This window comes from Raineyella sp. W15-4 (genome assembly GCF_033170155.1).
Classification (GTDB): Bacteria; Actinomycetota; Actinomycetes; order Propionibacteriales; family Propionibacteriaceae; genus Raineyella.
Genome location: NZ_CP137079.1, coordinates 3,470,543 through 3,496,134 on the forward strand (window position 1 = coordinate 3,470,543; position 25,592 = coordinate 3,496,134).

Consider the following 25,592-nt stretch of genomic DNA (forward strand, 5'->3'; position numbering starts at 1 on the left):
CCCCCGCCTGCCGACGCGCGGGGTCTGGCCACAAGCGCGGGGTCTGGCCACAAGCGCGGCGGCAACACCGGCATCGCGTCCGGATCGGTTCAACGCCGAGCGGCCAGAGCCTCGCGGATCCTTCGGCCGAGCTCATCAGGGCGCGCGAGGTCACCCCAGGTCCAGCGCAATACGAGCCACCCCGCCGCACGGATGGCATCTTCGCGACGCTTCTCCCGAAAGACGACGTCACCCGGCGAGTCGCCCCGACGTGCGTAGCGTTCGTACTTCACCCTGCCGTCGAACTCACCGACGACCTTCTGCGCCTCCCAACCGAAATCGGTGCGGAAGGTCCGCAGGCCTCCTCCGGGCATCCGGAGCACCAGGCGGTACTGGAGCTGTGGGGTCGGCACCTGTTGCTCACTGAGGACGATGCGGCTCAGCGACTCGCCGGGGCTTTCCGCCATCCCGGTCGCGAAGAACGTCATCCGACGAGCCACTCCGATCCCCCCAGTTCCTCTGAGCCCGCCGATGGATGCATCCATCGCGCTTCGCAGCCCTTCCGGATCGCGACTGAGACGAAGAGCCTGATCCGCCATCACCACCCCCGTGCGGAAACCCTCGGTACGGGCCACATCGACCAACGTACGTGGCAGCGCGGTGAGCCGGATCCCTTCGCGAACGATGATCTCCTCAGGGTCCAGCGCGCCGGGGTGCTGATGGACCATCGCCCGCCGGCCTCCGTGCGCCGCCCCGGGGACCGTAACGTGGATGGTCTCAGGGACGTCCCCCAGAAACGGAAGTCCCCACAGGGCCGCCGCCGTCACGTGGCTGAAGACCACCCCCTCACCGAACCGTACGGCCACCGCCGCGACCCTTGACCCCAGGCCCAGGGCCGCGTGGGCGTCCCGCTCAGGCGGCGACTGCGGTTCCCGCGGACTGCCCTTGTGCGACGCGGGACCTTGCTGGGGGTGCTCCGCTCCGGCATCCTGCTCGCCGTCCACCGGCGACCGGTCCTCGTAACAGCCACGGCGGATCCTGACCAGCGTGCCGGTGGCCAACGCTCGCCGGATCTCACTGTCGCCGACTCCGGCATCGAGGAATCCCTTCCGAGTACGGATCAGGGGCAGCGTGAAATCGGGTTCCATGCCGCCATGGAACCCGAGTGGCACGACGGATCGGAAGAGCTTGGCGGCAACGGACAACACCAGCACCCGAACGGACAACACCACGACTCAGAAACCGCCGACGCGCCGATCCGTCTCGAGCCACGGCCGGGCCGACAGCCACGGGGAACCACGCGGCACCGAGTGCCGCCCCACAACCGAGCACCGCAGCCGCTGCGGCTCTGTCCGGACGCCGCGGTTCCATCCAGCTGCCGCCGGCCGACGCGCGGGGCCTGACCAGAAGCGCGGGGCCTGACCAGAAGCGCGGCGAGGGCAACCGCGCTCCGCGCAGATCACTCCTCGCCGGCTGTTTCCTGCTCCGTCGGCTGCTCGAACGCGTCTCCGCCGGCTTCGCCCTCGTCGCCGGGATTCGCATCGTCCGACGTCCCCGCGCCCGTCGACGCCGCATCGTCCTCGTCGGTCGCCAGCACCTGGTCCGAGGTGTCGTCGGCATCGGGGTGCGGCGCCGTCGCCCGTTCCTCGGCCTGGCGCAGGGCCCGTTCGGTGGCCTCCTCGACGCGCAGCTCCTGGTTGGGATGATCCTCGCGGTACAGGGCCATCCAGGCGGCGCCGATGATGCCCGCGCGGTTGCGGAGTTCGGCGGGAACGATCGGGGTGTTGAGGCTGAGCCGGGGCAGGAATTTGTCGGCGTCCCGGCTGATCCCGCCGCCGACGACGATCAGATCGGGCCAGAGCAGCGCCTCGACGGTCTGGAAGTACCGCTCGACCCGCGGCGCCCACTGCTTGTACGACAGGCCGAGCCGGTCCTTCACCCCGGACGAGGCCTGGGTCTCGGCGTCGTGGCCGTCGATCTCGATGTGGCCGAACTCGCTGTTCGGGATCAGCACGCCGCGGTGGACCAGCGCGGTGCCGATGCCGGTGCCCAGCGTCGTCACCAGCACCAGGCCGGGATGGTCCTTGGCCGCCCCGAAGTGTGCCTCGGCCAGCCCCGCCGCGTCGGCGTCGTTGAAGACCACCACCGGCCGTCCCAGCAGGTCCTCGAACATCTTCTCCGCCTCGAACCCGATCCACGCCGGGTCGATGTTGGCGGCCGTACGCGTCACGCCGTGGGTGACCACCGCCGGGATCGTGATGCCGATCGGGCCGTCCCCGGTCAGCTCCGCGAAGTACGCCACGATCTCGGCGACCGCGGCCCCCACCTTCTTCGGGGTGGACTTCTTCGGAGTCGGGATCCGCAGTCGGTCGACGGCGAAGTCGCCGGCCTCCAGGTCGACCGGGGCACCCTTGATCCCCGACCCGCCGATGTCGATGCCGAGCACTGGTCGCACTGTCATGTGCAGAGCCTACGAGTCGCGACACCCCCGTGTCAGGAGTGGGACGCGGGTGGCGGCCCCGGTGTGTCCGGTGTGTCCGGGGACGTCCCTCCGGCCGGCCGCGCCGCCGTCCCTCCGACCGGCCCCGCCTCGCCGAACGGCGGCATCTCCCCCGCCGGCCGCACCTCCTCAGCCTGCCGGGCCTGTGCTCCCCAGGCCAGCAGCGTCCGGGCGTACGTACGGGCCTCATCGGTCGGCAGGTGGCGGGCCACGAGATGAACCGGACCGGGGGTGAGGTCGACGTGGACACTGGCCAGCCCCAGCCACCGCTGCAGCGGGCCCTGGGTGAGGCGTACGGACTGGAACTTCCGCAGCGGCACGATCGCCCCGCGACGCTCGAACACGCCGTGGTCGGCGATAGTGACCTGTGGCGTCGCGCCCCACCGCAGGGTGTGGGCGTCGACCCAGCGGATCAGCCGGACCCGACGCGGCACCCCGCGCAGCGGCACGGCGTCGAGGTCGATCCCGGGCAGCACCTGACGCAGGATGAAGGCCAGCTCGGCCCTAGTCCCGGCGGGCAGGACGGTCGATTCGCGCCGGTCGTTGTCCTCCTCGCGGTGGCCGCTGGCCAGGCCGACCATGTCGATGTCGACCGACCACCACCCGGGAATGCGCCACAGCAGCGGCTGCCGGATCCGGACACCCTGGATCCGGTCCATCGGCAGCGTCTGGCTGACCAGACGGGTCAGCCCGGAGGTGATCCGCAGACCGCCCGACGGCGTCCGCAGCAACTGGAAGTTGAATTGGTGATTGACCCGGCGACTGACCATCGAGACGAAGCCGATGACCACCGGCAGCAGGACCGCCAGCGAGACCGCGCCGGCCCCGGCGGTCCAACCGATGACGATGATCACGATGCTGATGCCGACCGACCACCACAGCTCGGTGGACAACAGGAAGGCGCCGATGATCCGGGTCGGTTCCATCGTGAGCAGCAACTGGTCGGCCGCCGAGGCATCGACCAGGACGCCGGGACGGGGCTGCCGGCCGACGGCCGCGACGCTGGTCCGCTCACCGACGGCCCGGCGCAGCAGGTAGTCGCGCAGGTCGTACGCCCGGGCACGGGAGAGGTAGCGCAGCCGGGTGGCGGCCTCGCCGGCGCCGGCCTCGATCCGGAGCTCGGCCAGCCCGAACAGCCGGGCGACCAGCGGTTGATCCACGTCGACGGACTGGATCCGTTCGAAGGCGACCCGGCGGGAACGCCGCCGCAGCCAGCCGGTCTCGACCCGCACCTCGTGTTCGTCGATGACGAACCGGGTGAACCACCAGGTCGCCCAGCCGGCGAGCGCCGCAGCGAGGGCGACGACGAGGATGATCCCGCCGATCAGCCAGCCAGTGGGCGGCGCGCCGGGTGTACGCGGAGTGCTGTCGAGGCCGTCGCGGAGGTAGGCGTAGATGCCGGCGGCGAGCACGATCCAGCCGCGGACCAGTGGCGTGAGCGGGTGCGGCCGCTCCAGCACCGGATGGCCGGGGGCAGGGGCGTCGGCAGAGGCGGCGGGTGCGGGAACGTCCGGCGCCGGCGTCGGGGCCGCGGGCTGGCCGGCCGTCCGGCCGGGGATCTCGGGCGGGCGGAACTCCGGTCCGGGGGCATCCGGCCGACCAAGCCCCTGACCAGGCCGGCCGGGCTGCTGTTCGCCTGCGCCCGGTGCCGACGGATCGGTCACAGACCTGACCTCCGCGGATCGCTGTGCGAGGTCAGCACGTCGCGCAGCCGGGCCGCCTCGGCGGCGGGTAGCCCAGGGATCCTGGCGTCGGTCTCCGCGGAGGCGGTCACCAGGGTGACCGTCGCCAGGCCGAAGGCCCGTTCTATCGGGCCGGCGTTCACGTCGACCACCTGCAGCCGGCCGTACGGCACCACGCTGAGCGCGCGGAACATCACGCCACGCCGCACCCACAGCTCATCGGCCGTCTCCGCGTAGCCCCAGCGCGGCCACCGGCGCAGGATCAGCACCGCGTTCCACAGCCACAGCGCGCCGGCCACCACCAGTGGGATCGCGGTGTAGAGCCGTTGGCCGACCACAAGTTGCAGGAGCACTGCGACCGGGACCGCGACGACGACGGCCCACAACCCGGTGGTGAGCAGCGAGAGCGTACGCCACCGTCGATCGATGCCGTGCCAGGCGACGCCGGGGCCGTCGAACAGCAGCTCGGCACCGGAGCCGCTCGGCCGGCCGGCGCTTGTCGGGCCGCCGCTTGTCGGGCCGCCGCTCATCGAGCCACCGGCCGTCGGATCACTGCTCATCGGCGGGCTTCAGTGACACGGACACCCCACCGAAGGCCGCGAGGCCGCGCAGGATGACCGTCGGGGCGTTCGGGTCGGCGCAGCGGGCCTGGGACGACGCGCCGCCGAAGAGGGGGAACACCTGGTTGACGACCCGTACGCCGTCCGGCACCACCACGTCGAGGCCGCCGAACACGGCGAAGGCGTCGATGGTGATGGTGCGGGACTCGAAGACCGCCTCGCGCAGGTCGATCGTGGCCCCACCGAACAAGGCCACCGCGGTGGTGCCCCGCGGGACGCGGAGCAGGCCTTTCCGCTCCGCGCCGCTGAACACCGCGATGACCAGGTCCCGTGGGCTCTCCGTCGACGGGTCGACCACCACGCCCCAGGGTCGGGAACCGGCGGCGGGACCGGTCGGGACCGGCGCCGCGCCGGGCACACCGACGGCCGGGAGCCCGGTCTGCTCCCCGCCGTAGCCGTTGGCAGGCCCGCCGGCGGAGGCACTCAGATCGGCGGTCAACGGTCCGAGTTCCGCGAAGGTCCGCGCCGACAGCGCGTGGGCGACGCGGTCCCGGTGCTCGTCGAGGGTCAACCGACCGTCCGCGTACGCGGCATCGAGGAGGTCGGTGACGCGGGCTCGGTCGAGGTCCGAGGCACGGAGATTGTCGGGCATTCCAGCGGTCATGGACCCAGCGTACGAGGCCGCGGTGGCTCGCTGTAGCCCGCCATCGCACTCGGTGGCGAGAGCCCGCGACGACGTGCGGTGAAGCGCGACAAAGCGCTCAGCGACGACCACGGTCGCGCTCAGTAATGGGCCAGCACACCCTCGGCGACCGTGCGGAACCGCCGCTCGTCCAGCCGCGCGGCGGTGCGGCGCACCGCCGCTGGGTCGATCCGGATGATCCGGTTCAGCCGCACCTCGCTGGGGCGGCCCTCGCGGTCCCACGGGCCGGCGCCGATGTCCAGCCAATAGCGGCCGACCGACGCCTCCTGGGCGGCATCCCGGTCGTGGTCCTTCGAGGTCATCTGGACACCGAGCAACCAGGGCCCGTCGGTGCCGATCAGCAGCACCGGGCGGTCCTTGCCCTGGGTCGAGTCCTCCTCGAACGGCACCCAGGTCCACACCACCTCCCCCGGATCGGGCCGGCCGTCCTCACGGGGGCGGTAGGTGATCGCCGGGCGCCCGGTGAAGTCGCCCGGGTAGGCTCCGGCCGAGGTCGGGTGGTCGCCGGCGCGACCACGCTGGGGAACGGCCGTGGGAACGGCACCGGCGCCGGACGGAGCCGAGGAGCCGGGCCGGCGCTCGGGTCGCTCGGGTGCGCCATCGGCGCTCCCGGAACGCCGCGCGGCGCCCCGAACGATGTCCTCGACGAGGCGCCACACCGCGCGCATGATGCTGTCATCCCGACCGGCCATGCGCCCCACCGTAGCGGGCTGGTCCGACAACCGGCGGCCCGGTCCGGCGGTCATGCCCGCAGCGCCTCGATCGGCTCGATCCGTGAGGCCTGGCGGGCCGGATGCAGACCGGCGACGATCCCGGTGACCAGGCCGAGGGCCGGCCCGGCGATCGACAACGCCCAGGGGATCACCGCGGTCCACTGCCGGATCACACAGATCGCCACCACCCCGACGGTGCCGGCGCTCGTGCCGACGACACCGCCCATCAGTCCCAGCAGCCCCGCCTCGATCAGGAACTGCCAGGCGATGTGACCCGGACGGGCCCCCAGTGCCCGGCGGACCCCGATCTCGCCGGTGCGTTCCATCACGGCCATGAAAGTGGTGTTGGTGATGCCGACCATGCCGACGACCACACTGACTCCGGCGAGCAGGAGCAGCAGGATCGACAGGTCGCCGATGACGTTCTCCCGCAGCGACGCCGGGTCGGGCGGCAGGCTCACCGCGTACAGGTCGGGTTGGTCCGGCCGCAGTGCGATCGGGAGTTGGTCACCGACGACGGATGCTGCGCCGGGCCTGACCTCCACCACCAGCTCGGTCTGCGAGGGGCGTCCCTCCACACCCCAGATCTGGGCGGCGGTGCTGAGGGGGATCGCCACCGCGCTGAGCAGGTCGGGGCGGCGCTCCACCTGGCGGATCACTCCGGCGACGGTGAACGGGACGCCGCCGATGTAGATCACCTGGCGCGTGGCCGGCTCGTGGAGGCCCAACCGGTCGGCGACCGTCGGGCCGACCACGGCCACTCGTTGCCCGGTCTCCTCGACGAAGCTGTCCCAGGGCCGCCCGGCGGCCATGTCGACGCGGGCCACGTCGAACAACCCGCCCGTCACGGCCAGCACCGGCGCCTGCATCGACTCACCGGTGTCGGACGGCGGCAGGGTGCTGAGCCGGCCCTTGCCGTCGAAGAGGACGCCGGTCAGGCCGGCCGACACCACGCCGTCGACCTGACCGACGCGCCGCTCCACGTCCGTCGGGAAGCCCGGGGAGAACTCCCGCACCGGATCGGGAGTGAGGGAGACCGTCACCTGGGTGGACTCCAGCATGTTGAAGCGTTCGCCGATCTGGGCGCTGGCCGAACCCGTCAGCCCGATCACCAGCACCAGCACGCCGACGCCCAGCACGGTGCCGAGGCTCGTCATCACCGCGCGACGCGGCGCCTGCTGGATGCCTGCCAGGGCCTCGTCGACGATGTCGCGGCGGGTGGGCCCCGTCCGTACCCGGCGCGTACGGTCGTCACGGCCCTCGCGGCCCTCGCGGCCGTCGCGCCTCCCCTGCCACCGCCACCGTCGCCACGGTCGTGTCCTGCGTGACGTACGCCCCCCAGGCCACGTACGTCGCGGATCGCCGTGTTCAGCGGACATGGACCCTCCCGTCGCGGATCTCGACCCGGATCGTGCCCCGGGCCGCCAGGTCCGGGTCGTGGGTGACCACCACCACAGTGATCCCGGTGGCGGCCAGGCGCTCCAGGATGGTGACGATGCCAGCGCCGGTCGCGGTGTCGAGGTTGCCGGTGGGTTCGTCGCACAGCAGCAGGCGCGGGGCACCGACCAGGCCACGCGCGATCGCCACCCGTTGCTGTTCTCCACCCGACAACTGGCCCGCCCGGGCCATCGCCCGCGGAGTGAGCCCGACGACGGCCAGCGCCTCGGCCGCCTGGTCCCGGCGGGTGGCACGGTCCATCCCCTGGTAGAGACCGGCCAGTTCCACGTTCTCGGTGACCGTACGCAGCGGCATCAGGTGGAAGGCCTGGAAGACGAAGCCGATCATCCGCCCCCGCAGGTCGGTGCGGTCGATCTCCGACAGGGTCGTGGTCTCCTGGCCGTCCAGCGCCACGGTTCCCGAGGTGGGACGGTCGAGCAGGCCGGCCAGCGACAGCCAGGTGCTCTTGCCGGAGCCGCTCGGTCCGGCGACGGTCACCAGGCCGCCGGCGGGGATGTCCAGGTCGAACGGCAGCAGCGCCCGCACCCGGGGTGGCCCCGGGTACGTCCGGGTGCAGCCACGGAAGGACAGCACCGGACCGGTGTCCGGGACGTCCGGGCCGCCGGAAGACCCGGCATCCAGGCTGCCGGAGGACGGGGCATCCGAGCCGCCGGAGGACGGAGCGTCCGCCGCAGGGACCGAGAGCTCGGGCCCAGGCTCGCCGAGCAGCTCCTCGAGCCGGGTCATCGCGACGGCTTCGCGGTCGGGAGGGCTCCGCCGCCGACCTGCACGGTCTGGCCGATCGTCAGCTCACCCTCCGTCGGCGTGATCGCCACATACCCGTCACCGCTGAACCCGGTGCTCACCGGGACCTCGCGCGGGGCGACGTCGCCGTCGCCGATCACCCGGACGACGGTGGAGCCGTCGGCGCGGGAGATGATCGCGGTGCTGGGGACCGCAAGCCCGGACCGGCCGGCGGTCTCGGTGGCCACCATGATCCGCACCTGGCTGCCGGGTGGGGACGTGAGCGCCCCCTCGGCCACCGAGATGGTCACCTCGGTCCGCTGACCACCGCCACCGCCGGTGGTCGAGGACGCGGTGTCGGATCGGCCGCCCGTGGCGGAGCCGGCGCCACCCGCGGCATCGGCGGCCACGGCGCGGACATCGTTGACCGTTCCCTCGACGGTGCCACCCTCGGTGATCACCCGGGCTCCCTGGTCGACGACCACGCCGTTCACAGCGGTCGTATCGGCGGTGCCGCGAGCGACCAGCGCACCGCTGGTCACGGTGAGGGTGCCGACTCCCGAGGGATCGCCGGGACGTGCCGCGACGGCCCGGACGGTGGCCGGGAGGGTCGGCACGAAGGCGATCTCGCCCAGGCCGACCACCACACCGGCCCGCCCCCGCGCCTTGGCCAGGTCGGCCCGCGCCACGGCCAGGTCCTCCCGGGCGTACGTCACCGCCTGTCGCGCGTCCTCGAGCTGGCCGGCGGTGGAGGAGGCACCAGCGCTGGCCGTGCTGCCGGTAGTGGCGGCGGTCGGCTGGCCGCCCGGCGTGTCCGCAGTGGCTCCGGCTTTCGCGCCCCCGGAGCCCTGCGCCTGCGTCAGAGCGCGCTCGGCTGCGGCCAACGCCCGCGCGGCGGTCGTCTCGGCGCGTTCGGCGGTCCGGACCTCGTCCTCCCCCTGGGCGATCGGGGTGAACCCGAGACGCTGGTAGAGATCACGCAACCCGGCCTGGGTCTCGGCGGTGACGGAGTCACCCTTTCCCGCCCGATATCCCAGGCCGGCCAGAGCCTTGTTGAGCTGGGCGACATCGGGGCCGCTGGCGCCCGGCGCGATGGCGCGGTAGGCAGCCATCGCGCCGGGCAAGGCGATCACCGGCCGACCGCCGACCTCGGCCAGCACGGCACCCGCCTTGACCTCGTCCCCGGCCCGCACCCGGACCGCACTGACGACGGAGGCCTGCTGCTCGGCGTCGCCGCCACGCAGGGTGATCTCGGTGGTCTCCTGGTGGGCGATCACGCCTGACAGGGCCACCGTACGGGTCACCTGGCGTTGCTCGACGGTGGCGGTGAGGGTCGAGACCGGAGGTGGGGCGGCGTCGGCCGCCACCTGCGCCGGAGACTTCACCAGGCGTCCGGCGAGAACGCCGATCACCAGCGAGGAGACGGCGATGAGAGCCATCACCCGTACGGTGCGCCGCTTGCGTGCTGCAGGTGGCAGTTGGGTGGCGGCCTCCGCGTCGAGAATCTCGGGGCCAGCGGCCTCGGGCCGATCGAGCTCGGATGCATCAGGACGCGATGAGGATCGCTTCTTCTTCACCTGTCAGACGCCTTCGGCGATGGCTTGTCTGGCGCGGTGCAAGGCAGCCTCACGATCGGCGGCGCCCTGGCGGAGTTCCGCCTCGTGCTTGTCGATCCACCGCTGCTGGTACGCGGTGTCCAGGGCATAGAGGATGCCGGGGAGGTTCACCTGCTGGGCAGGTGACGTCATCCACCGCGGCCTTGACTCCTTCGGGGCCGTCCGGCTTCCCGGAATAGAGAGCCTGTTCGCCTCTGACGGTGACCTGCGGGTAGCCACGGTCATGCATGCACTGCGCATACGCCTTCTGCACCGCCTTGGCACGGGAGTCGGCTTCCATCCGGCCGTAGCTCTCACCCAGGCCGTCCGTCACGAAGTTCCGGACACTGGTGGAGGCAGGACCCATTTGTCGCCAGGCCTCCTTGAAGCAGCCACCCTCGGGCAGGCGCATCCCGTCGGCGGCCGTCACTGTGCTCGGGGCGCCTGAAACTGTGGTGCCTTCGAATATTTCGCGCTCACGCTGGGTGAAATTTTGCGGGGGAACAACTGTCTCCGGAAGTAGCCGGGGAAATTCCTCAGGGGATGTCATATACCCGTACTTCTTGGCACTCTCCACGCTCAGTATCCCGTACCGGCGAGGAAAGACATCTACATACTCCGACGACTGACTATTGGGCGGAAATATCACCGGCTCACCCTCGTACCCGAATTTTCGAGCACAGCGGACGGCAAGTATTTGCTGGCCGTTGATCAGTGTGATGACCTTGTCGCCATCCAGCAAGTAAGGCAGCAACGGCGCCTTCAAGTCCGCCACGGACGTGAGCGGCGGCGGATCCTCTGGAATCTCCGGTTCCCCTTCCCCCAGGAGTGAACCACAGCCGGACCCCGTCAGAGCGACCACGACGGCCAGACCCCAGACCCAACACCTTTTTCGGCTCTTCACGTGTCAGACTCCTTCAGCAATGGCCTGCTGGGCGCGGCGAAGGGCGGCCTCACGATCGGCGGCCCCCTGCCGAAGTTCCGCCTCATGCTTGTCGATCCATCGCTGCTGGTATGCCGTGTCCAAGGCGTAGAGAATGCCCGGAAGGTTTACCTGCTGGGCGCACGTGACGTCGTCCACCGCGGCGCGGATCCCATCAGGACCATCCGGCTTACCGGAATAGAGAGCCTGTTCGCCTCTGACGGTGACCTGCGGGTAGCCACGGTCATGCATGCACTGCGCGTATGCCTTCTGCACCGCCTTGGCACGGGAGTCGGCTTCCATCCGGCCGTAGCTCTCATTTGCGCCATCCAGCACGAGGTCTCGAAGCGTGCTGGACGCCGTGCCGACCTGCCGCCAGGCTTCTTTGAAGCAGCCACCTTCCGGAAGCGGGGACCCGTCGTCGGCGACAATCGCGCTCGTCGCCCCAGTCGCGGCAGGACCCTCAAATATCTCCCGTTCCACAGCGGTATAGTCACGCGAAGGAATCGAGTCCTCGGAGAGCATTCGAGGCCATTCCTCTGGGGACGAAAAGTAGCCGTATCTCTTTGCACTCTCCACGCTCAGTATCCCGTACCGGCGAGGAAAGACATCTACATACTCCGATGGCTGGCTGTTGGGCGGAAATATCACCGGCTCACCCTCGTACCCGAATTTTCGAGCACAGCGGACGGCAAGTATTTGCTGGCCGTTGATCAGTGTGATGACCTTGTCGCCATCCAGCAAGTAAGGCAGCAACGGCGCCTTCAAGTCCGCAACGGACGTGAGCGGCGGCGGATCCTCTGGAATCTCCGGTTCCCCTTCCCCCAGGAGTGAACCACAGCCAGACCCCGTCAGAGCGAGGAAGACAGCTATCCCACCAGCCAGCCACCGTTGCCGCCTCACCTCCTCCCCCCTAGCTGAGGTAGTACGACGACGCGACGTCGTTGAAGCCGATGTCCGGCAGGTTCACATAACCGCCGTATGTCCCGTCCCAGTTGCCCGACTTCGATGCACCGCCGAGATTCTCATCCCAGAAGAGAAAGGTGTCACACTGACTGAAGTCCGCAGCTGACGAAATGACATCGTTCCAGTTGTTGAACAACCCATAGTTCAACGAATTCTGGGTGATGTCGCGATCACCGGTTGTGCCGCTGCACGCCCCGGACCCATAGGTGGTCAGCACCGCTCCTCCTCGGTCCGCGTGCTGCCACATGCTGGCTCGCTGCACATTGCCGTACGATCTACCGATATTCGTGTCGACGATTGCGTTGGCCGGGGGTGCCGCGACCGCCACTCCCAGGGAAGCGACCGAAAATGCCATGGTCGCCCCGATGATTCGACGGATCTTCATAACCCTTCCTTCCCCTCCGCTGATGTGTCCCCTTTTCCCCTTCAGGAGACGACGTCAGTCTTGCGGAGGGATGACCGCCTCAGCCATGGACATCCGTCGGCAACGCCGCAGCCAGACGCGTGATCCGCCTCACGGCAGCAGACCTTGGCGGCGGGCCTCCGCGGCGATCCCCCGGTCACCAGCAATTCCCAACTTCCGTCGGACGGAAGCGAGGTACTGCCGCACTGTCTTGCTCGTCACCACCAGGGCCTCGGCGATCTCCGTGATGCTCAGGCCTCGCTCCACCAACACCAGTACCTCCCACTCCCGCTCGGTGATCCCCAGCCTCTTGGCCTCCGAGTTCCGCTCGGGCGCGACCGACGTGGGCATCGCCCTTCCGGTGGAGCCGGCTTGGGCCAGCATCCGGAAGACCTCCGGGGAGAGGAGCGGCCGGCCGGCCGCCGCCCGGCGTACAACTTCTGGAAGCGTCACCGCGGCATCGGTCTTCAGAAGGTAGCCAACAGCTCCAGCGTCGACCGAAGCACTAACGGACTCCCGGTCTCCCAGAGCGGTCAGCACCACCACCACTGTGCCGGGCCAGCGACGGACGATCTCCCGAGTCGCTTCGATGCCGTCCGTTCCCGGCATTCGCAGATCCATCACGACGACGTCCGGACGGGCCCGGGCACACACGTCGACAGCTTCCGCCCCATCGGCCGCCTCACCGACCACTGCGATGCCAGGAACAGCATCAAGTAGCCGGCGCTGCGCACTTCTCAGCGATGCCTCGTCGTCCACCAGCACGACACGTATCTCCCCCATGGTCCCGGGAAGCTATCAGACCGCGCGGCGCCCACCGCCGGTCACGGAGCTTCGGTCCAGGACAGATGTCGCTTGTGTCCGCATCGGCAATGTGCCTGTCCGCACGTGCTCCTAGAATCCACTCAACGCCGTGGCACGGGGAGGATGAATGGTCACACCGGGACACGTCGTGGACCTGCCGGCGCACCGGAGCCCCTCGGGTGACCGTCCCCGGCGGTGGAACCGGCTGGGAAAGCCACTGCCCATGTGGGCACGCTGGCTGATCGTGGTCTATGCCGCCGCAGCATTGGTCTCCGACCTCCTCCCCCAGCACATCGCCCAACCGAATGCAGCGAATCAGCACTACCCCGTCTCCTTGCTGCTGGTGGGCGCTTGTGCAACGGCGGCGGTGGCCATCCGACCTCGCCTCGGGGCGATGATCGCGATCGGCGTCATGTTGCTCAACCCACTCGGCCTGCCACCGACGAACTCGCCCGACGCGCTCAACTTCGCGATGGACACGGGGCTGGTGGTGACGGCAGCCCTGCTCGCCGCCCCCCGGATGACCGATCTGTGGGTGTGGCTGGGTGTGTGCGGACTCTGGGCGCCCTTCCTTGTCTTCCAGCGCCCGGCCGATCCGATTCGCACGGCGCTGATCATGGCGCCGGCCGGGCTTGGCCTGCTGCTGGTGGTCGGCGTCGGACTGCCTGTCCGGCACATCACCCTCCGTTCCCGGGAGGCGCGGGCACGTGCCGAAGCACTGGTCGAACGGCACGCGACCTCGCGAGAGAAGGAGCACGCCGCGTTGGCCCGCGAACTCCACGACGTCGTCGCCCACCGCCTGGCACTGGCCTCACTGGCCCTGGCATCAGCGACCTCCCAGGACGGCGCAGACGGCCGGGATGCGATCGACGAGGCCAGCCAGTTGCTCCAGCTCGCGGGACGTGAGCTGTCCGGCCTGGTCCAAGGGCTGCGCTCCTCGGACGAGCTGACAGCGCCCCTCGCCTCCTTCAGTGCGAGCTGGCAGCGCACCGTTCACGACAGCCGGACGATTCTGGAGGCCGCAGGCTTTCACCTGGAGGTCCGCCAGACGGGCGACGAACCACGCGACGTCCCGCCCCTGATCGTGGAGACCGTGGCACGGTGCCTGCGGGAGACCAGCACCAATGTCACCCGCTACGCCCCGAGCGGAAGCACCTGCGAGGTGGACCTCGAGTTCACTGATGACCGGATCGGGCTGACCGTCACAAGTCCCCTGTCAACCACCGCGCAGAAGGCGAACCCCGGCACCGGCTGGGGGCTGATCGGGCTGGCTGAGAGGGCAGACCTGCTGGGAGGCCGGTGTGTGTTCGAGCCGGTGGGTGACAACTGGGTGGTGAGTCTGGTCCTGCCCTGCCCGCCCGCCGCATCCGCGCTCTCCATCGCAACAGGACGGAGGGCTGCGGACACCCGGACACCGCCGACGACGTCCATCACGCCTGTCGATATTGTTGACGCGCCAGGTCGGCCAACATCTTGACGTTCGCGACCATCTCGCGGCGTACGCTGCGCCGCCAGGCCCACGGGGCACCGCGCCGCAATCCCGTGTCCCCCACGCCGTACGCTTCCAGGCCGATGCTGCGGCAGATGGTGAGCGCACGGGGCAGGTGGTAGTCCTGGCTGATCACCGTCACCGTCGTCAGCCCGGGCAGCGCCCGGGCAAAGCGGCAGGAGGCGTACGTGTCGACACCGTCCTCGTCGGCGACGATCCGGTCGGCCGGGACACCGCGCTCGACGAGGTAGTGGGCCATCTGGCTCGCCTGCGCATTGGAAGGCTCCTCACCGGACACGATCAGCCGGCGAACCTTGCCGGCCCGGAACAGTTCGAGAGCCAGGTCGAGGCGGGCCCGGAGCATGGGCGAGGGGGTGCCGCTCGGGTACATCTCGGCGCCCAGCACCAGCCCCCACTCGGTCGCCGGCGGCGCGTCCGGATCGCCCACATTCTCACCCGGGAAGCGAGCCGTACGGGTGGAGACGTGGGTCCAGATCGACAGCCCGGCGAGCAGCACCGTCGACAGGGCCGGCGGGCCCAGCAGGACGGCAATATGTCGGGGTCTGATCGGCAGCACGGTCCCATCATGGCGCCCATGACGCCCGTAGGGTCCGCCCGCATCCGTACGGCTCGCCTCGTGGTGACACTGCGGTGACGATGAGCACCCCAGCATGCGTGCCCGTCGGCGGCCATAGGGAAGACCTATGGCCGTTTCGCCATCCTGTCAGTGGGTCTACAGTTGATGTCAGACAACAAAAGGCTCGACGCACCCTTTGCCTGCATACGGAGGTGGTGGTTGTGAGCGACAAGGGCAAGATGAATGACTACGGCATCCATCCCGACGGCCGCCCGGTGACCGACGTCGACGTGGAGCGCTGGGCGGACGAGGCCGAGGCGGGCTTTCCGGGAGAGACGTTCGGGCCGGCCCGCCGGGGCCCGGGTCGACCTCCTGCGGCCAGGCCGCGGGTACGCCGGGTCCAGGTGCGCGTGGACGCCGACACCTACCAGCAGATCTCGGAGGCCGTCGCCCGCCGCGGTGAGACGGTCAGTCAGTACCTGCTCCGCCTCGTCCGGGAGGACCTGCACCACAGCGCCTGATCACCTTCGCGCCTGATCACCCCCGCGACCGCAACGGTGTGCAGCCTCGCCCACGCGTTTGTGCCGGTAGTCAGACACAAACGCGTGGGCGAGACCGACAGGTGGCCGAGGGATCGGAAGCCGAGGGATCGGACGGGGTCGGAGCTCTGAGTCGCCCAGGCTCAGCTCTCCGGGTCGTCCTCGGGTGTCCGCCGCAGCTCCCCGGGATGCAACTCGGCCCCGGCCGGCGCCGACGCCGGGGAGGCCGATTCGAGGCTGGTCCCGCGCCACCGGGAGATCCCCCGCATCACGTGGTAGACCACGATCGCGCCGAGGGCGCCCAGGGCAATGCCGTTGAACACCACGCCGCCGACCTGCTGGCCGTCGACGACCTGGCCGCCGACCGCCCAGGTGTAGTTCGCGATCCCGACGATCAGCGCGACAGCCGCCGTGTTGAGGTTGACCGGGTCGGAGAAGTCGACCCGGTTCTGCACCCAGATCCGTACGCCCAGCATGCCGATCATGCCGTAGAGCACCGTCGCCGCACCGCCCAGGACGCCAGCGGGGATGGTCGCGATCAGTGCGCCGAACTTCGGGATCATCGACAGCAGCAACGCGAAGACGCCGGCGACCAGATAAGCGGCCGTCGAGTAGACCCGGGTCGCGGCCATCACGCCGATGTTCTCGGCGTACGTCGTGGTGCCCGACCCGCCGCCGACACCGGCGAGGACGGTCGACAGGCCGTCGGCGAACAGCGCCCGGCCGGTGACGTCGTCCAGGTCGTCGCCGGTCATCGCGGCGACCGACTTCACGTGGCCGATGTTCTCGGCGATCAGGACGACGACGACCGGCAGGAACATCGCCAGCACCGACGGTTCCCAGGTCGGGGCGTGGAAGGTCGGCAGGCCGAGCCAGGCGGCCGAGCCGATGGCGGTGAAGTCGACCTCGCCGCGGAGCACCGCGGTGAGGTAGCCGATCAGGACACCGACGAGGATCGACAGCCGCCCGAGCATGCCACGGAAGAAGACCGTCACCAGGATGATCGCGACGATGGTGACGACGGCGGTCACCGGCGCCTTCTGGACGTTGCTCCACGCGGCCGGCGCCAGGTTGAAGCCGATCAGCGCGACGATTGCCCCGGTGACGGTCGGCGGCATCACCCGGTTGATCCAGTGCGCGCCGGCGAAGTGGACGACGACGCCGACCAGGGCGAGCAGCGCGCCGACGGCGATCACCCCGCCGAGCGCCGAGCCCATCCCGTGCGAGGCGGTGGCGGCGGTGATCGGCGCGATCAGGGCGAAGCTCGAGCCGAGGTAGCTGGGCACCCGGCCGGCGGTGATGACCAGGAACAGCAGCGTGCCGACGGCGGAGAAGAACAGTGTCGTCGACGGCGGGAAGCCGGTGATCAGCGGCACCAGGAAGGTGGCACCGAACATCGCCACGACGTGCTGCATACCGATGCCGATGGTCGCCGGCCACGCCAACCGCTCCGCCGGCCTGACCACCTCACCGGGAGCTATGTGATAGCCGTCACCGTGGATGCTCCATCGCAGGAAGCTGCGCGATGGCCTGGGCAGCGGTGTCTTGGATGTGGTGGCCACGGTCCCTCCGATCAGGGCATACCCGGCGTACGCCGCGGACCATCGTAAGGGGTCGGCGTTTCGGTGCCGTTTCGGCATCGGGCAGGCGACACCTGGAGGAGTATCGTCGCCGACGGAGTCCCCTCCCTGTCGGGGACTCCCCGGGGGAATTGGGGGGAAATGACATGGCCATCTGCCGCGTGTGCGGACACGACTCGAGCGGAGCCTTCTGCGACCACTGCGGCACACCGCTCAGCCTCAATGACCAGCCGGCCACAGGACGGACCGGTCCGCGACGGCCGGACGCTCCGCCGATCCCGACGAGGTCGGAGCCGTCCCGGTTCGAAGCCCCGGGGACGTACGGTCCCTCCCCGATCGACGACCCACAGGAAATCGACGACCCACAGGAATCAGACGCCCGCCCGGAGACCGGGGCCGCCGGAGGCCTCAGGACGCCGATCATGATCGGCGGCGCTGTCCTCCTGGTCGCTGCGGTCGGAGTCGCCTTCGTGATAGGTCAGAGCCGAAAGGGGAGCCAGGAGGCGGTGCCGGCGTACCGGTCCTCATCGACTTACACCCCAGCGACGTACGCTCCGACGACCTACGCGCCCGCCCAGGTCGCCTCGTCGGCGCCGACGACCGGCACCCCGGTGTGGCCGAGCGGTGGCTATCCGTCGACCGCGGCCTCGTCCGGATCGAGCGTCGCCACGGAAGCGGCGGCCCACGACTGGCTCAATGCCGAGGCATCCAGCTATCGGGTCACCACCGACGGTCACTACCTCGTAGAGCTCTCGGCAAAGTACATCGGCGCTTACGATCCGCAGCTGACGGCGGCGAACGGTACCCACACGTTCTACTTCACGGACATCGTCGCCGAGTACCAGCAGCTGCGTGACCGGTTCGGGTCGGACGTCCACCTCGTCCGCTCGACCCAGTACGGCAAGCAGACGCCCAACTCCAAGGTCCCGGCCGGCGAGTCGATCTACGTCACTGTGTACGACCCGGGTACCTTCGCCGGCACCGACAGTGCCCAGTCCTGGTGCCAGAGCAGCTTCCCAGGCCTGACGGGTTCCGCGCTTGACAATGTGTGCCTGGTCCGGCAGGCCTCGGCGCCGCACTGATCACATCGAGCGGATCCGCTCGATCAGGATGTGGGACTTGTCCACGTAGTCGTTGAGCCAGCCGTAGCGCACCGTCTGGATCTGTTCCCGCGCCGTGTTCACCGCCTCGACGGCACGTCGGGCGGCCGGGTCCTCGAAGCCGCCGAGTTGGGTCACGGCGTCGTGGAGCAGCCTCTCGCACTGGTCGAGAACACGCCACAGGTCTCCTTGGACGAGCGCACAGTGACGGTCGAGGACATCCGCGGTCCCACCCAGTCCGTCAGCCACTCCGCTCCTCCTCGTCCGGCACCTCGACGGTCACGTCGATCATCGCGCAGGCCTGCCGCGCTTGCGCCACGGCCGCGAGGGATCCCTCCAGCGCGCCCCGCGACAGGGCCGCGCGGGCGACGATCTCGTCGCCGATCGGGTGTCCGCCGACCTCGGCGCGGGCGCCCGCCTCGAGGTCGCCGCACTTCTCGACCAAGGAGATCAGGTCGTTCTGGGCGAAGAGGATGCTGTCGAGGGCCCGTTGCCGCCGCGCCCGCTTGGCGGGGTCCACCGTGCGCGCCACCCGGTCCTACTTCGTCAGGTCCGTGGTGAAGCGCTGGATGTCGCTCTTCAGCGTCCTCAGCTGGGCCACCGAATTCCTGAGGACCTGCGTCGCCTCGGAGACCTGCCGCACCGCGTCCTGTCCGGACCGGGACCCGCGGATCGTCCGCAGCAACTCGTCGTTCTTGATCCGCAGATCCTCCGCGGATCTCAGCATCCGGTCCGCGAGATCGGTGGCATCCGTCTCGATGCGATACGCCGCGTTGACCACGTCCTGGATCGAAGCCATCTCCGTCCCCCTGTCTCAGATGTTCTGGACCTGACGCAACGCGTCGGACGCCCGCTTCAGCGCCTCGGAGCTCCGGGTCAGCGAGTCATCCACATGGTGGAGACGCGACGTGAGAAGCCGGTCGTAGCTCTTCCGGCTACCCTCCAATTCCGTCGTCACCAGCCGCATGTTGTCCTGGTTGCTCCTCCGGAAGTCGGCGATCAGCCGGATCTGTTCCTCGATTTCTCGCTGGAGTGCCGAAACTTGCGCCAGTGTCTGCCTCAGAGACATTCTCAGACCTCACTTCCGATGACCATGTCACGATTCCCCGGGGCCGGATCCTCCGTGCAGGGAACGGTATAGGGGATGATGCTCACCGGCCGATCCAGGAACACGGTGTCCGACACCACGGCCCGGTTGTCCCGGGCCGACCACTCCAGCAGCGGATCACCGAAGAACTGTTTCGCCGATTGACCGTCGAGGCGCAGCGCGACCTTGGTGTCGACATAGGTCTCCCCGCCGTAACCGATCTGGTCACGGAACATCTCGTACTTCACCCACCAACCGAGGAAGTGGACCCCGCGGACGGGTCCATCCCGCAGTACCTCTTGGAATTCGGCCGGCATCGAGCGGCACCGGTCGAGGGAGAACCCCAGCACGTACACCGGATGGGGCAGCTCCGCCTCAGGGGAGGACAACAGGGCGTGCACGCCGACGATGTCCTCCCCGATGTCTCCCCTGGGCACGTACGTGACGGTGCAGCCCGACCGGCGCAGGGCCTGCACCAAGTCGTCGAACAGTCCGACACCCTGACCGGCTCCGTCGAGCAGGTGGAAGGCAGCGCCGGGAACCTGAGCCGCCAGCGACCGAGCGGCACTGTCCAGCAGGATGGCGCCGCCTCCCGTGCCGGTCTCCCCGGCACCGACCACCGCAAGGTTGCGCCCGATCTCTCGGCTCAGCGGCACCTCCATGGCACGCCCGTCCACTTCCACCCGCGACCCGAGAAGCGCCACCGGGATCTCCGCGCCGTTCGCCGCCAGGGCTCGCAGGTGATCGGCATCGGCGGCGAGGGACCGGCGCCGGTCACCTTCGAACACGTACGGGGGCGGCGTCCCCTCGGGCCGGGCCCGCCACCATCCCCGGCGCAGCCCGCCCAGGACCGCCTCGTCGGCGAAGGCGATGCTGGTCTTCCGATTGCTCGAGAGGTGGCCGTAGTCGAGATTGACGATGGCCTGCCGCGCCCGCAGATGCACGGCGGCGTCGTTGTTCAGTCCCAGTGTGGCGTGGGACTCGGTCAGCGAGTTCTTCAGCGCGATGCGGACCGGCACCTGACCGAAGAGTCCGTCCCCAGCCGTTCCCATCAGCGACATGTTGCCGCCGATCGTCTGGGAGGCGAGGATCAGGTGCACGCCGCACGCCCGGAAGAGGCGTACGCCCTTGATCAGGAGGTCGGCGATCTCATCGGCCACCCGATCGCGCTCGGTGAACATCATCTGGAACTCGTCGATGATGACGACGATACGCGGCATCTCTTCCCGTGGAAATTCCTCTCGGAATTCCTTGATGTTCTGCACCCCGACGGATTTGAACAGCCGCATGCGGTCCCGATAGAGAGCGTACAGGTGCCGGAAGACACTCAAACCGAATTCGCGGTCCGCCTCCAGCCCGAGGACCCTGGCGTGGGGCAGGTACTCACCGGTCGTGGTGCCGCTGAACGGCTGGAGGGTGACCCCCTCTTTGAAGTCGAGCAGGTAGAGCTCCACTTCCCGGGGTGAGTACCGCTGACACAGACTGTGGATGATGACCGAGATCAGATTGGACTTGCCCTGGCCGACCGCACCCGTGATCAGCGCATTGTGCCGCTGGTTGAGTTCGTCGCCGAGTGTCAGCTCGACGGTCTGCTCTCCGTACCTGCCCACCGCGAAGCTCACCCCATCGGCGCTCGAGCCGGTCCAGGGCTGGCCGAGGTGCTGGACGTCGCCGAACGGGACGGGATCCATCGTCGTGTCGGCGAGGGCACGGGCGACGTCCCCGGCGGCGTCGATCAGGGCTTGCGGCTCCGGCGGCGACCAGCCGCGGACGACCGGGGTGGTGTCCTGGAGGATCTGACCGGAGCGGATCACCAACCGCTGACACATGTCCACCAGGAAGGGATTCACCCCCAGGGTCATCGAATGCACCAGGAAGCTCACACCCGCCTTCGGCCCTGCCTTGAGCAGGATGCTGAGCTGGTTCTGGGCATCCTCGTCCAGAAGGGAGACATCGGTCGAGACCACCACGAGTTTGTACCCCTCGACCGGGTACTCGATCCTCGATCGATAATCGACCAGAGTGGGCTCGCGCCCCTGCATGACGTTGTTGACGCCCTGCACATGGTCACGCAGGAATTTCAGGACAGCTTTGAAATCCTGCTGCTCGTACAGGGTCTGCATCAGCTTCTCCCCGCCGGAGTTCAGCGTCTCGAACGGGGCCGACAGACCGGAGAGGGCATCGTCGAAGACGACCAGCTCCAGCTGGCCCGGGCCGGTCCGCGTCAACGCCTGCTGGACGATGGACTGCACCAGTCCGACGGAGTCACGGTTCTCGATCGAGTCCTCCACCCAGATGTTGCCGTGCCCGAAGAAGGGCAACCGGGCGGCGCCGACAGCGATCTCCTCCGGAACACTCAGGATGTTCCTCGTCGGGGTCTTCATCGTCGTCGCCCGCTACGCGCGCTGGGTTGACTCGCGGTCGATCGGGAGGTCGATCCGCGCGGCGATCTCGCGATTCAGATCACCGATCTCTTTCCTGAGCTGCTGGATGCGCTGCTGCACCTCTCGCCATTCCTTGCGCATGTAGAAGGCGTACGCCGCCCAGGCGACCGCGCCGGCCACGAGGAAGTACAGGATGGCCCAGATCTGGGCGAGGACCAGAACCACCGCCGCGGCGATCAGGATCTTCACCGGAGCACCGCCTTCCGCCCCGAAGGGCGCCCCCTTGCCCTTCAGATCATCGAGTTCACTAATTTTCTTCGCCCTTCGGGTGGCGGTCTTCAGATACGCCAGGACGGGCCGTCGCAGCTCCCCGGGAACCGCGCTGCGGGATATCTGCTTTTCGTAGGTCGCGAGACCCTCGATTTCCTTGTGTGGAGTGGCCTGACGAAACTCCAGGTCGACAGCTCGGCACAGGGTGGTGACCAGCCGCTGCTGCATGAAATCGGTCATCTCGGCACCGGTCGACAAACCACCGAGACTCTCGGCGTACATGGTGCGGTAATCCTCCTTCTTCTCCCACACCAAGGCCTTGCGCCACCGGATCTCCGCGGCTTCTTGCGGTGAGGCACTCATCAGCGCACGGTCGAAGCTCTTCAGTGCGCGAGCGTACTGGCGATTCCGGTAGGGGACGGGGTCGGGCACCCGCATCATGCCGGGAGCCAGCGGCTGGTCAGTTTCCTGCGCCGCCCCGAGGGAATAGAAGACGGCTCCGCGCACATGATGGACATCGGCAGTGTCCTCAGCCAGTTCGTCGAGGACGAACGCCTCGTCCGATTCGCGAGTCGCCTGGCGGAGATCACCCTGGAGCAGGCTCACCCAGGCAGACACCACGAAGGCCATCGCACTGTTCGGGTCCTGCTCACGCGCCTTGCGGGCGGCCACACCGGCAGCGCCCTCGTCCTGAAGGTAGTAGTAGTTCCACGCCCGTCCCCGCCAATCCACGATGGGCTCGGCGGCCTCTCCGGCCACCGGGGTCTGGCGGAGTCGGAGGTCGTACGCCATCCGGGAGTCGTCATCGGCGAAGACAACCTTGGCCCGGTCAACGAGCGCCAGCATCGCCCTGGCGTCCGCGCCGGTTGCGCCGGCCCGAGACGCTCTGGCGCGATTCTGCACCTCCAGGATGCGCAGCGACCCCCGGATCTCCTCTGTGGTGGCGCCCCGATCCAGTAGGCCGAGCGCGGCATAGAGATCGACCTCGGTCCCCGTCTGCTCCGCGACAGTCACATCCGTCATACCTATTCCCCCCGTTGTTCGCCGTCAACACTCGGATGTCAGGACATCACGAGTCCCTGAGTGAAACGAATAATGCAATCGGGCAAGCGGGGAGTCCGACAAGATCGTCGACGATTGAATGTCGGAATGCCGCTACCCTGGCCCCCCAATCGCCCACCAGCGGCACGGATTCAGGTATAGCGGCGCGATCGTATCGGTGTCAACCCACATTTCTGGGGGTCCCGGTGAGGAATACCCGCCCGCCGCCGACCCCCGCCCCGCTACGCTGCGGGCCATGGACATCCTGCGTCGCACTCTCGGTGGTCTCGCGCTCGTCGCCGCACCGGCCGCCGGCCTCGTCCTGTGGGACCGGCTGAGCCCGGCGCCCGGAGCATGGCTGATCAACCGGACGTTCCGCCGCGGCGATGCCGCCGCCCGCGCCACGATGGAGGCGTACGTCCCGGACGGCATCACCGGCCGCACCGATGTGGCGTACGGCACCCACCCCGACGAACGCCTCGACGTCTGGCACCCCGATGACGCGCACCGGAACGACGCAGGCGCGGACGACACGCGCAGGGACGACATCACCGCCCCCCGACCCGCCGTCGTCTGGGTGCACGGCGGCGGATGGGTCGGCGGCAGCAAGGCCAGCGTGGCCCCCTACCTGCAGATCCTCGCCGGCGAGGGATACACCACCATCGGGCTGGACTACTCGCTGGCGCCGGGGGCGCGCTACCCGGTGCCCGTCCGGCAGGTCAACACCGCACTGGCCTGGATCGTCGAGCACGCCGCCGAGCTGCAGGTCGATCCCCGCCGCATCGTCCTGGCCGGCGACTCCGCCGGGGCGCAGATCGCCGGCCAGGTGGCCGTCCTCAGCACCGACCCCTCGTACGCCACCCTGCTGGGGCTCACCCCGGCGGTGCGGGCCGACGACCTGGTCGGTGTCCTGCTGCACTGCGGCCCGTACAGCCCCGAGCGGCACGACGTCCCCGACGGGCTCCTGGGCTGGTTCACCCGGACGATGGCCTGGGCCTACACCGGCACCCAGGACCTCGAGGCGCCGGTGCTGCGGGAGATGTCGGTGGTGGCGCACGCCACCGCACAGTTCCCGCCGACCCTGCTGTCCGGCGGCAACGCCGACACGCTGACCTCCCACGGCGAGGCGCTCCGGGACCGGCTGACGGCCCTCGGCGTGGAGCTGGCGCCGTTCTTCTGGCCCGCCGACCACCAGCCGGCACTGCCGCACGAGTTCCAGTTCGACCTGGGCCTGGCCGAGGCCAGGGAGGTGCTCGACGCCTCTCGGACCTTCCTGACCCGGGTCACCGCCGGCTGAATTCCTGCGGCCCGTCCTCAGACCGCGAACCGCAAGTGCGCCACCGCCACCCCGTTCCAGACCGGTGAGGTCACCTCGGCATCCCGCACCGGGATGATCTCGCCGCCGCGGCGGGCGACCTCCACCACCACCCGGGAGATCAGGTCGTAGCCGTTCTCGTCCGGGGTGATCGCCCCGGTCGTCTCGTCGAAGGTGCCCAGCACGTCGACGGTGAACTCGTAGACCAGCGCATCCACTGCACCCTGGACGGCCGCCCGGGCGATGTCGGCCAGCTCGGTGACGACCAGTCCCCGGGCGGTGTCGTCGGCGATCCGCGCCAGCTGGTCGCTGATCTGCCGGGCGTTGAGGTCGGGCAGGCGGTCGCGGACCGTACGGTCCACCTGGTCGGCACCGGTCTCGTCGGGCGTCCCGGAGACCCGCACCACCGTACGGCGCTCGTCGGCGGGGCGGACCCGCGACAGCAGCGGCTCGGCGGCCAGCACGAACAGTGGGACCCGGGCCGACGGATCGGCCTTCAGCAGGGTCGCGTCGACCAGTTCGGTGACCCGCGAGGCGTACGTCTCCAACAGCCGGGTACGCCCCTCGTCGCCGGACAGCTGGCGGTCGGGACGCGAATCGCGCAGGGAGTCGCGGTTCGTGGCGGCGGCGGCATCGCCGATCGCCTCGGCGCCGCTCACAGCGAGCTTCTGGGCCCGCCGGGACGGGGTCGCCTCCCACAGCGCCCACCGGTTCACCGAAAGGGTGAGCACGTAGGCGTACTGCTGGGTGGCGAAGGCCCGGACCAACTGGCCCAGGTCGAACCAGTCCGACGCCTGCCACTGGCTGACCAGCCGGTTCGGCAGCACCCACTCGGTGTGGGACTCGGGGGTGAGGAAGACCGCCAACGACGAGGACAGTGCACCCCACACCTCGGGGTCGGCCTCCAGTTCGTCCTGCTGGGCCCGCAGGCCGCTCTCCTGGGCAACGGTCAGCTGCCCGGTCTCCCGGAACCGCCCGATCGCCGCGGTGATGGCACTGTGCAGGGCCGTACGCGTCTCGGCCCGGCCCGTCACGGTCGGCGCCGAGGGCAGATACACCGTGATGGCCAACGGATGGGGCGCGGCGAGCTCCATCAGGTCATCCAGGGTGGGCAACTCCTTGTGGACGGTCACGATGCCTCCGATGCATGCTCGATCCGGGTGGCGGGTCGGCCACGCCGGTGCCGGCGCGCCGGGTGTCGG

At 69.4% G+C, this 25,592-nt stretch carries 26 protein-coding genes; 4 read left to right on the forward strand and 22 right to left on the reverse strand.

What is annotated here, in order from left to right:
• Positions 1-89: 89 nt before the first annotated feature.
• The 13 genes from R0145_RS16060 to R0145_RS16120 form a co-directional block, all read right to left on the reverse strand.
• Positions 90-707 (reverse strand): hypothetical protein, encoded by a 618-nt coding sequence (locus tag R0145_RS16060; RefSeq protein ID WP_317837933.1) that lies wholly within the window; start codon positions 705-707, stop codon positions 90-92.
• Between the two features lie 731 nt (positions 708-1,438).
• Complete coding sequence (gene ppgK, locus R0145_RS16065) at positions 1,439-2,440, reverse strand: polyphosphate--glucose phosphotransferase (RefSeq protein ID WP_317837935.1); 1,002 nt, start codon at positions 2,438-2,440, stop codon at positions 1,439-1,441.
• Positions 2,441-2,472: 32 nt separating this feature from the next.
• A complete protein-coding gene (locus R0145_RS16070; protein ID WP_317837937.1) occupies positions 2,473-4,143 on the reverse strand; it encodes a PH domain-containing protein in 1,671 nt (556 codons plus the stop codon).
• Entirely contained in the window at positions 4,140-4,721 is a 582-nt protein-coding gene (locus R0145_RS16075; protein ID WP_317837939.1) for a PH domain-containing protein, read from the reverse strand. The genes R0145_RS16070 and R0145_RS16075 overlap by 4 nt, the downstream gene beginning before the upstream one ends.
• Positions 4,711-5,385, reverse strand: a complete 675-nt coding sequence (locus tag R0145_RS16080; RefSeq protein ID WP_317837941.1) for a DUF1707 domain-containing protein — start codon at positions 5,383-5,385, stop codon at positions 4,711-4,713. Before R0145_RS16080 ends, R0145_RS16075 begins: the two co-directional genes overlap by 11 nt.
• A gap of 119 nt (positions 5,386-5,504) precedes the next feature.
• The gene (locus R0145_RS16085) at positions 5,505-6,116 is read right to left on the reverse strand and encodes a type II toxin-antitoxin system PemK/MazF family toxin (protein ID WP_317837943.1); all 612 of its coding nucleotides are present in this window, start codon (positions 6,114-6,116) and stop codon (positions 5,505-5,507) included.
• Positions 6,117-6,166: 50 nt separating this feature from the next.
• The gene (locus R0145_RS16090) at positions 6,167-7,516 is read right to left on the reverse strand and encodes an ABC transporter permease (RefSeq protein ID WP_317837944.1); all 1,350 of its coding nucleotides are present in this window, start codon (positions 7,514-7,516) and stop codon (positions 6,167-6,169) included.
• Positions 7,506-8,321 carry an ABC transporter ATP-binding protein gene (locus tag R0145_RS16095; RefSeq protein WP_317837946.1) on the reverse strand — a complete coding sequence of 272 codons (816 nt, stop codon included), beginning with the start codon at positions 8,319-8,321 and terminating at the stop codon, positions 7,506-7,508. Before R0145_RS16095 ends, R0145_RS16090 begins: the two co-directional genes overlap by 11 nt.
• Complete coding sequence (locus R0145_RS16100) at positions 8,318-9,757, reverse strand: hypothetical protein (RefSeq protein WP_317837948.1); 1,440 nt, start codon at positions 9,755-9,757, stop codon at positions 8,318-8,320. Before R0145_RS16100 ends, R0145_RS16095 begins: the two co-directional genes overlap by 4 nt.
• A gap of 141 nt (positions 9,758-9,898) precedes the next feature.
• On the reverse strand, positions 9,899-10,066 hold the full coding sequence (locus R0145_RS16105) for a hypothetical protein (RefSeq protein ID WP_317837950.1): 168 nt from the start codon (positions 10,064-10,066) through the stop codon (positions 9,899-9,901).
• 754 nt (positions 10,067-10,820) lie between these two features.
• Positions 10,821-11,603, reverse strand: a complete 783-nt coding sequence (locus tag R0145_RS16110) for a hypothetical protein (RefSeq protein ID WP_317837952.1) — start codon at positions 11,601-11,603, stop codon at positions 10,821-10,823.
• 145 nt (positions 11,604-11,748) lie between these two features.
• Positions 11,749-12,186 (reverse strand): hypothetical protein, encoded by a 438-nt coding sequence (locus R0145_RS16115; protein ID WP_317837953.1) that lies wholly within the window; start codon positions 12,184-12,186, stop codon positions 11,749-11,751.
• Between the two features lie 129 nt (positions 12,187-12,315).
• The gene (locus R0145_RS16120; RefSeq protein ID WP_317837954.1) at positions 12,316-12,987 is read right to left on the reverse strand and encodes a response regulator transcription factor; all 672 of its coding nucleotides are present in this window, start codon (positions 12,985-12,987) and stop codon (positions 12,316-12,318) included.
• A 169-nt stretch (positions 12,988-13,156) separates the two neighbouring features.
• Here R0145_RS16120 and R0145_RS16125 point away from each other — a divergent pair, with 169 nt between their 5' ends.
• On the forward strand, positions 13,157-14,485 hold the full coding sequence (locus R0145_RS16125; RefSeq protein WP_317837956.1) for a sensor histidine kinase: 1,329 nt from the start codon (positions 13,157-13,159) through the stop codon (positions 14,483-14,485).
• On the opposite strand, the gene R0145_RS16130 is transcribed toward R0145_RS16125, so the two are convergent.
• Positions 14,439-15,074 (reverse strand): YdcF family protein, encoded by a 636-nt coding sequence (locus tag R0145_RS16130; RefSeq protein WP_317837958.1) that lies wholly within the window; start codon positions 15,072-15,074, stop codon positions 14,439-14,441. The two genes, R0145_RS16125 and R0145_RS16130, sit on opposite strands and share 47 nt — an antisense overlap.
• A 221-nt stretch (positions 15,075-15,295) precedes the next feature.
• Here R0145_RS16130 and R0145_RS16135 point away from each other — a divergent pair, with 221 nt between their 5' ends.
• Positions 15,296-15,595, forward strand: coding sequence for a toxin-antitoxin system protein (locus R0145_RS16135; RefSeq protein ID WP_317837960.1), 300 nt, complete (start codon positions 15,296-15,298; stop codon positions 15,593-15,595).
• A gap of 161 nt (positions 15,596-15,756) precedes the next feature.
• On the opposite strand, the gene R0145_RS16140 is transcribed toward R0145_RS16135, so the two are convergent.
• Positions 15,757-17,175: a uracil-xanthine permease family protein gene (locus R0145_RS16140; protein ID WP_317837962.1), complete on the reverse strand. Its 1,419-nt coding sequence runs from the start codon at positions 17,173-17,175 to the stop codon at positions 15,757-15,759.
• A 440-nt stretch (positions 17,176-17,615) separates the two neighbouring features.
• Between R0145_RS16140 and R0145_RS16145 the strand changes: the two genes are divergently transcribed.
• Positions 17,616-18,275: a hypothetical protein gene (locus tag R0145_RS16145; protein ID WP_317837963.1), complete on the forward strand. Its 660-nt coding sequence runs from the start codon at positions 17,616-17,618 to the stop codon at positions 18,273-18,275.
• Here R0145_RS16145 and R0145_RS16150 read toward each other — a convergent pair whose 3' ends face one another.
• From R0145_RS16150 to R0145_RS16175, 6 genes are read right to left on the reverse strand one after another with little or no spacing between them, the layout of a single operon-like run.
• Complete coding sequence (locus R0145_RS16150) at positions 18,276-18,542, reverse strand: hypothetical protein (protein ID WP_317837964.1); 267 nt, start codon at positions 18,540-18,542, stop codon at positions 18,276-18,278.
• Positions 18,535-18,825 carry a hypothetical protein gene (locus tag R0145_RS16155; RefSeq protein ID WP_317837966.1) on the reverse strand — a complete coding sequence of 97 codons (291 nt, stop codon included), beginning with the start codon at positions 18,823-18,825 and terminating at the stop codon, positions 18,535-18,537. The genes R0145_RS16150 and R0145_RS16155 overlap by 8 nt, the downstream gene beginning before the upstream one ends.
• Before the next feature lie 6 nt (positions 18,826-18,831).
• Positions 18,832-19,092, reverse strand: coding sequence for a hypothetical protein (locus tag R0145_RS16160; protein WP_317837967.1), 261 nt, complete (start codon positions 19,090-19,092; stop codon positions 18,832-18,834).
• Between the two features lie 15 nt (positions 19,093-19,107).
• On the reverse strand, positions 19,108-19,362 hold the full coding sequence (locus R0145_RS16165; RefSeq protein WP_317837968.1) for a hypothetical protein: 255 nt from the start codon (positions 19,360-19,362) through the stop codon (positions 19,108-19,110).
• Positions 19,363-19,364: 2 nt separating this feature from the next.
• Complete coding sequence (locus R0145_RS16170) at positions 19,365-21,764, reverse strand: FtsK/SpoIIIE domain-containing protein (RefSeq protein WP_317837969.1); 2,400 nt, start codon at positions 21,762-21,764, stop codon at positions 19,365-19,367.
• A 12-nt stretch (positions 21,765-21,776) separates the two neighbouring features.
• Positions 21,777-23,057 carry a hypothetical protein gene (locus tag R0145_RS16175; protein ID WP_317837971.1) on the reverse strand — a complete coding sequence of 427 codons (1,281 nt, stop codon included), beginning with the start codon at positions 23,055-23,057 and terminating at the stop codon, positions 21,777-21,779.
• A gap of 274 nt (positions 23,058-23,331) precedes the next feature.
• On the opposite strand from R0145_RS16175, the gene R0145_RS16180 reads away from it, so the two are divergent.
• A complete protein-coding gene (locus tag R0145_RS16180) occupies positions 23,332-24,372 on the forward strand; it encodes an alpha/beta hydrolase (RefSeq protein WP_317837973.1) in 1,041 nt (346 codons plus the stop codon).
• Between the two features lie 17 nt (positions 24,373-24,389).
• Here R0145_RS16180 and R0145_RS16185 read toward each other — a convergent pair whose 3' ends face one another.
• A complete protein-coding gene (locus R0145_RS16185) occupies positions 24,390-25,523 on the reverse strand; it encodes a hypothetical protein (RefSeq protein ID WP_317837975.1) in 1,134 nt (377 codons plus the stop codon).
• Positions 25,524-25,592 lie beyond the last annotated feature (69 nt).

Excerpts from the sequence above, each read along its gene's own strand:
- R0145_RS16075 (WP_317837939.1), bottom strand. The coding sequence starts at position 4,721 with ATGAGCAGTGATCCGACGGCCGGTGGCTCGATGAGCGGCGGCCCGACA.
- R0145_RS16180 (WP_317837973.1), top strand. The coding sequence starts at position 23,332 with ATGGACATCCTGCGTCGCACTCTCGGTGGTCTCGCGCTCGTCGCCGCA.
- R0145_RS16145 (WP_317837963.1), top strand. The coding sequence starts at position 17,616 with ATGATCGGCGGCGCTGTCCTCCTGGTCGCTGCGGTCGGAGTCGCCTTC.
- R0145_RS16080 (WP_317837941.1), bottom strand. The coding sequence starts at position 5,385 with ATGACCGCTGGAATGCCCGACAATCTCCGTGCCTCGGACCTCGACCGA.
- R0145_RS16170 (WP_317837969.1), bottom strand. The coding sequence starts at position 21,764 with ATGAAGACCCCGACGAGGAACATCCTGAGTGTTCCGGAGGAGATCGCT.
- R0145_RS16090 (WP_317837944.1), bottom strand. The coding sequence starts at position 7,516 with ATGTCCGCTGAACACGGCGATCCGCGACGTACGTGGCCTGGGGGGCGT.
- R0145_RS16120 (WP_317837954.1), bottom strand. The coding sequence starts at position 12,987 with ATGGGGGAGATACGTGTCGTGCTGGTGGACGACGAGGCATCGCTGAGA.
- R0145_RS16160 (WP_317837967.1), bottom strand. The coding sequence starts at position 19,092 with ATGGCTTCGATCCAGGACGTGGTCAACGCGGCGTATCGCATCGAGACG.
- R0145_RS16105 (WP_317837950.1), bottom strand. The coding sequence starts at position 10,066 with ATGACGTCACCTGCCCAGCAGGTGAACCTCCCCGGCATCCTCTATGCC.
- ppgK (WP_317837935.1), bottom strand. The coding sequence starts at position 2,440 with ATGACAGTGCGACCAGTGCTCGGCATCGACATCGGCGGGTCGGGGATC.
- R0145_RS16060 (WP_317837933.1), bottom strand. The coding sequence starts at position 707 with ATGGTCCATCAGCACCCCGGCGCGCTGGACCCTGAGGAGATCATCGTT.
- R0145_RS16165 (WP_317837968.1), bottom strand. The coding sequence starts at position 19,362 with ATGTCTCTGAGGCAGACACTGGCGCAAGTTTCGGCACTCCAGCGAGAA.
- R0145_RS16100 (WP_317837948.1), bottom strand. The coding sequence starts at position 9,757 with ATGGCTCTCATCGCCGTCTCCTCGCTGGTGATCGGCGTTCTCGCCGGA.
- R0145_RS16085 (WP_317837943.1), bottom strand. The coding sequence starts at position 6,116 with ATGGCCGGTCGGGATGACAGCATCATGCGCGCGGTGTGGCGCCTCGTC.
- R0145_RS16095 (WP_317837946.1), bottom strand. The coding sequence starts at position 8,321 with ATGACCCGGCTCGAGGAGCTGCTCGGCGAGCCTGGGCCCGAGCTCTCG.
- R0145_RS16115 (WP_317837953.1), bottom strand. The coding sequence starts at position 12,186 with ATGAAGATCCGTCGAATCATCGGGGCGACCATGGCATTTTCGGTCGCT.
- R0145_RS16175 (WP_317837971.1), bottom strand. The coding sequence starts at position 23,057 with ATGACGGATGTGACTGTCGCGGAGCAGACGGGGACCGAGGTCGATCTC.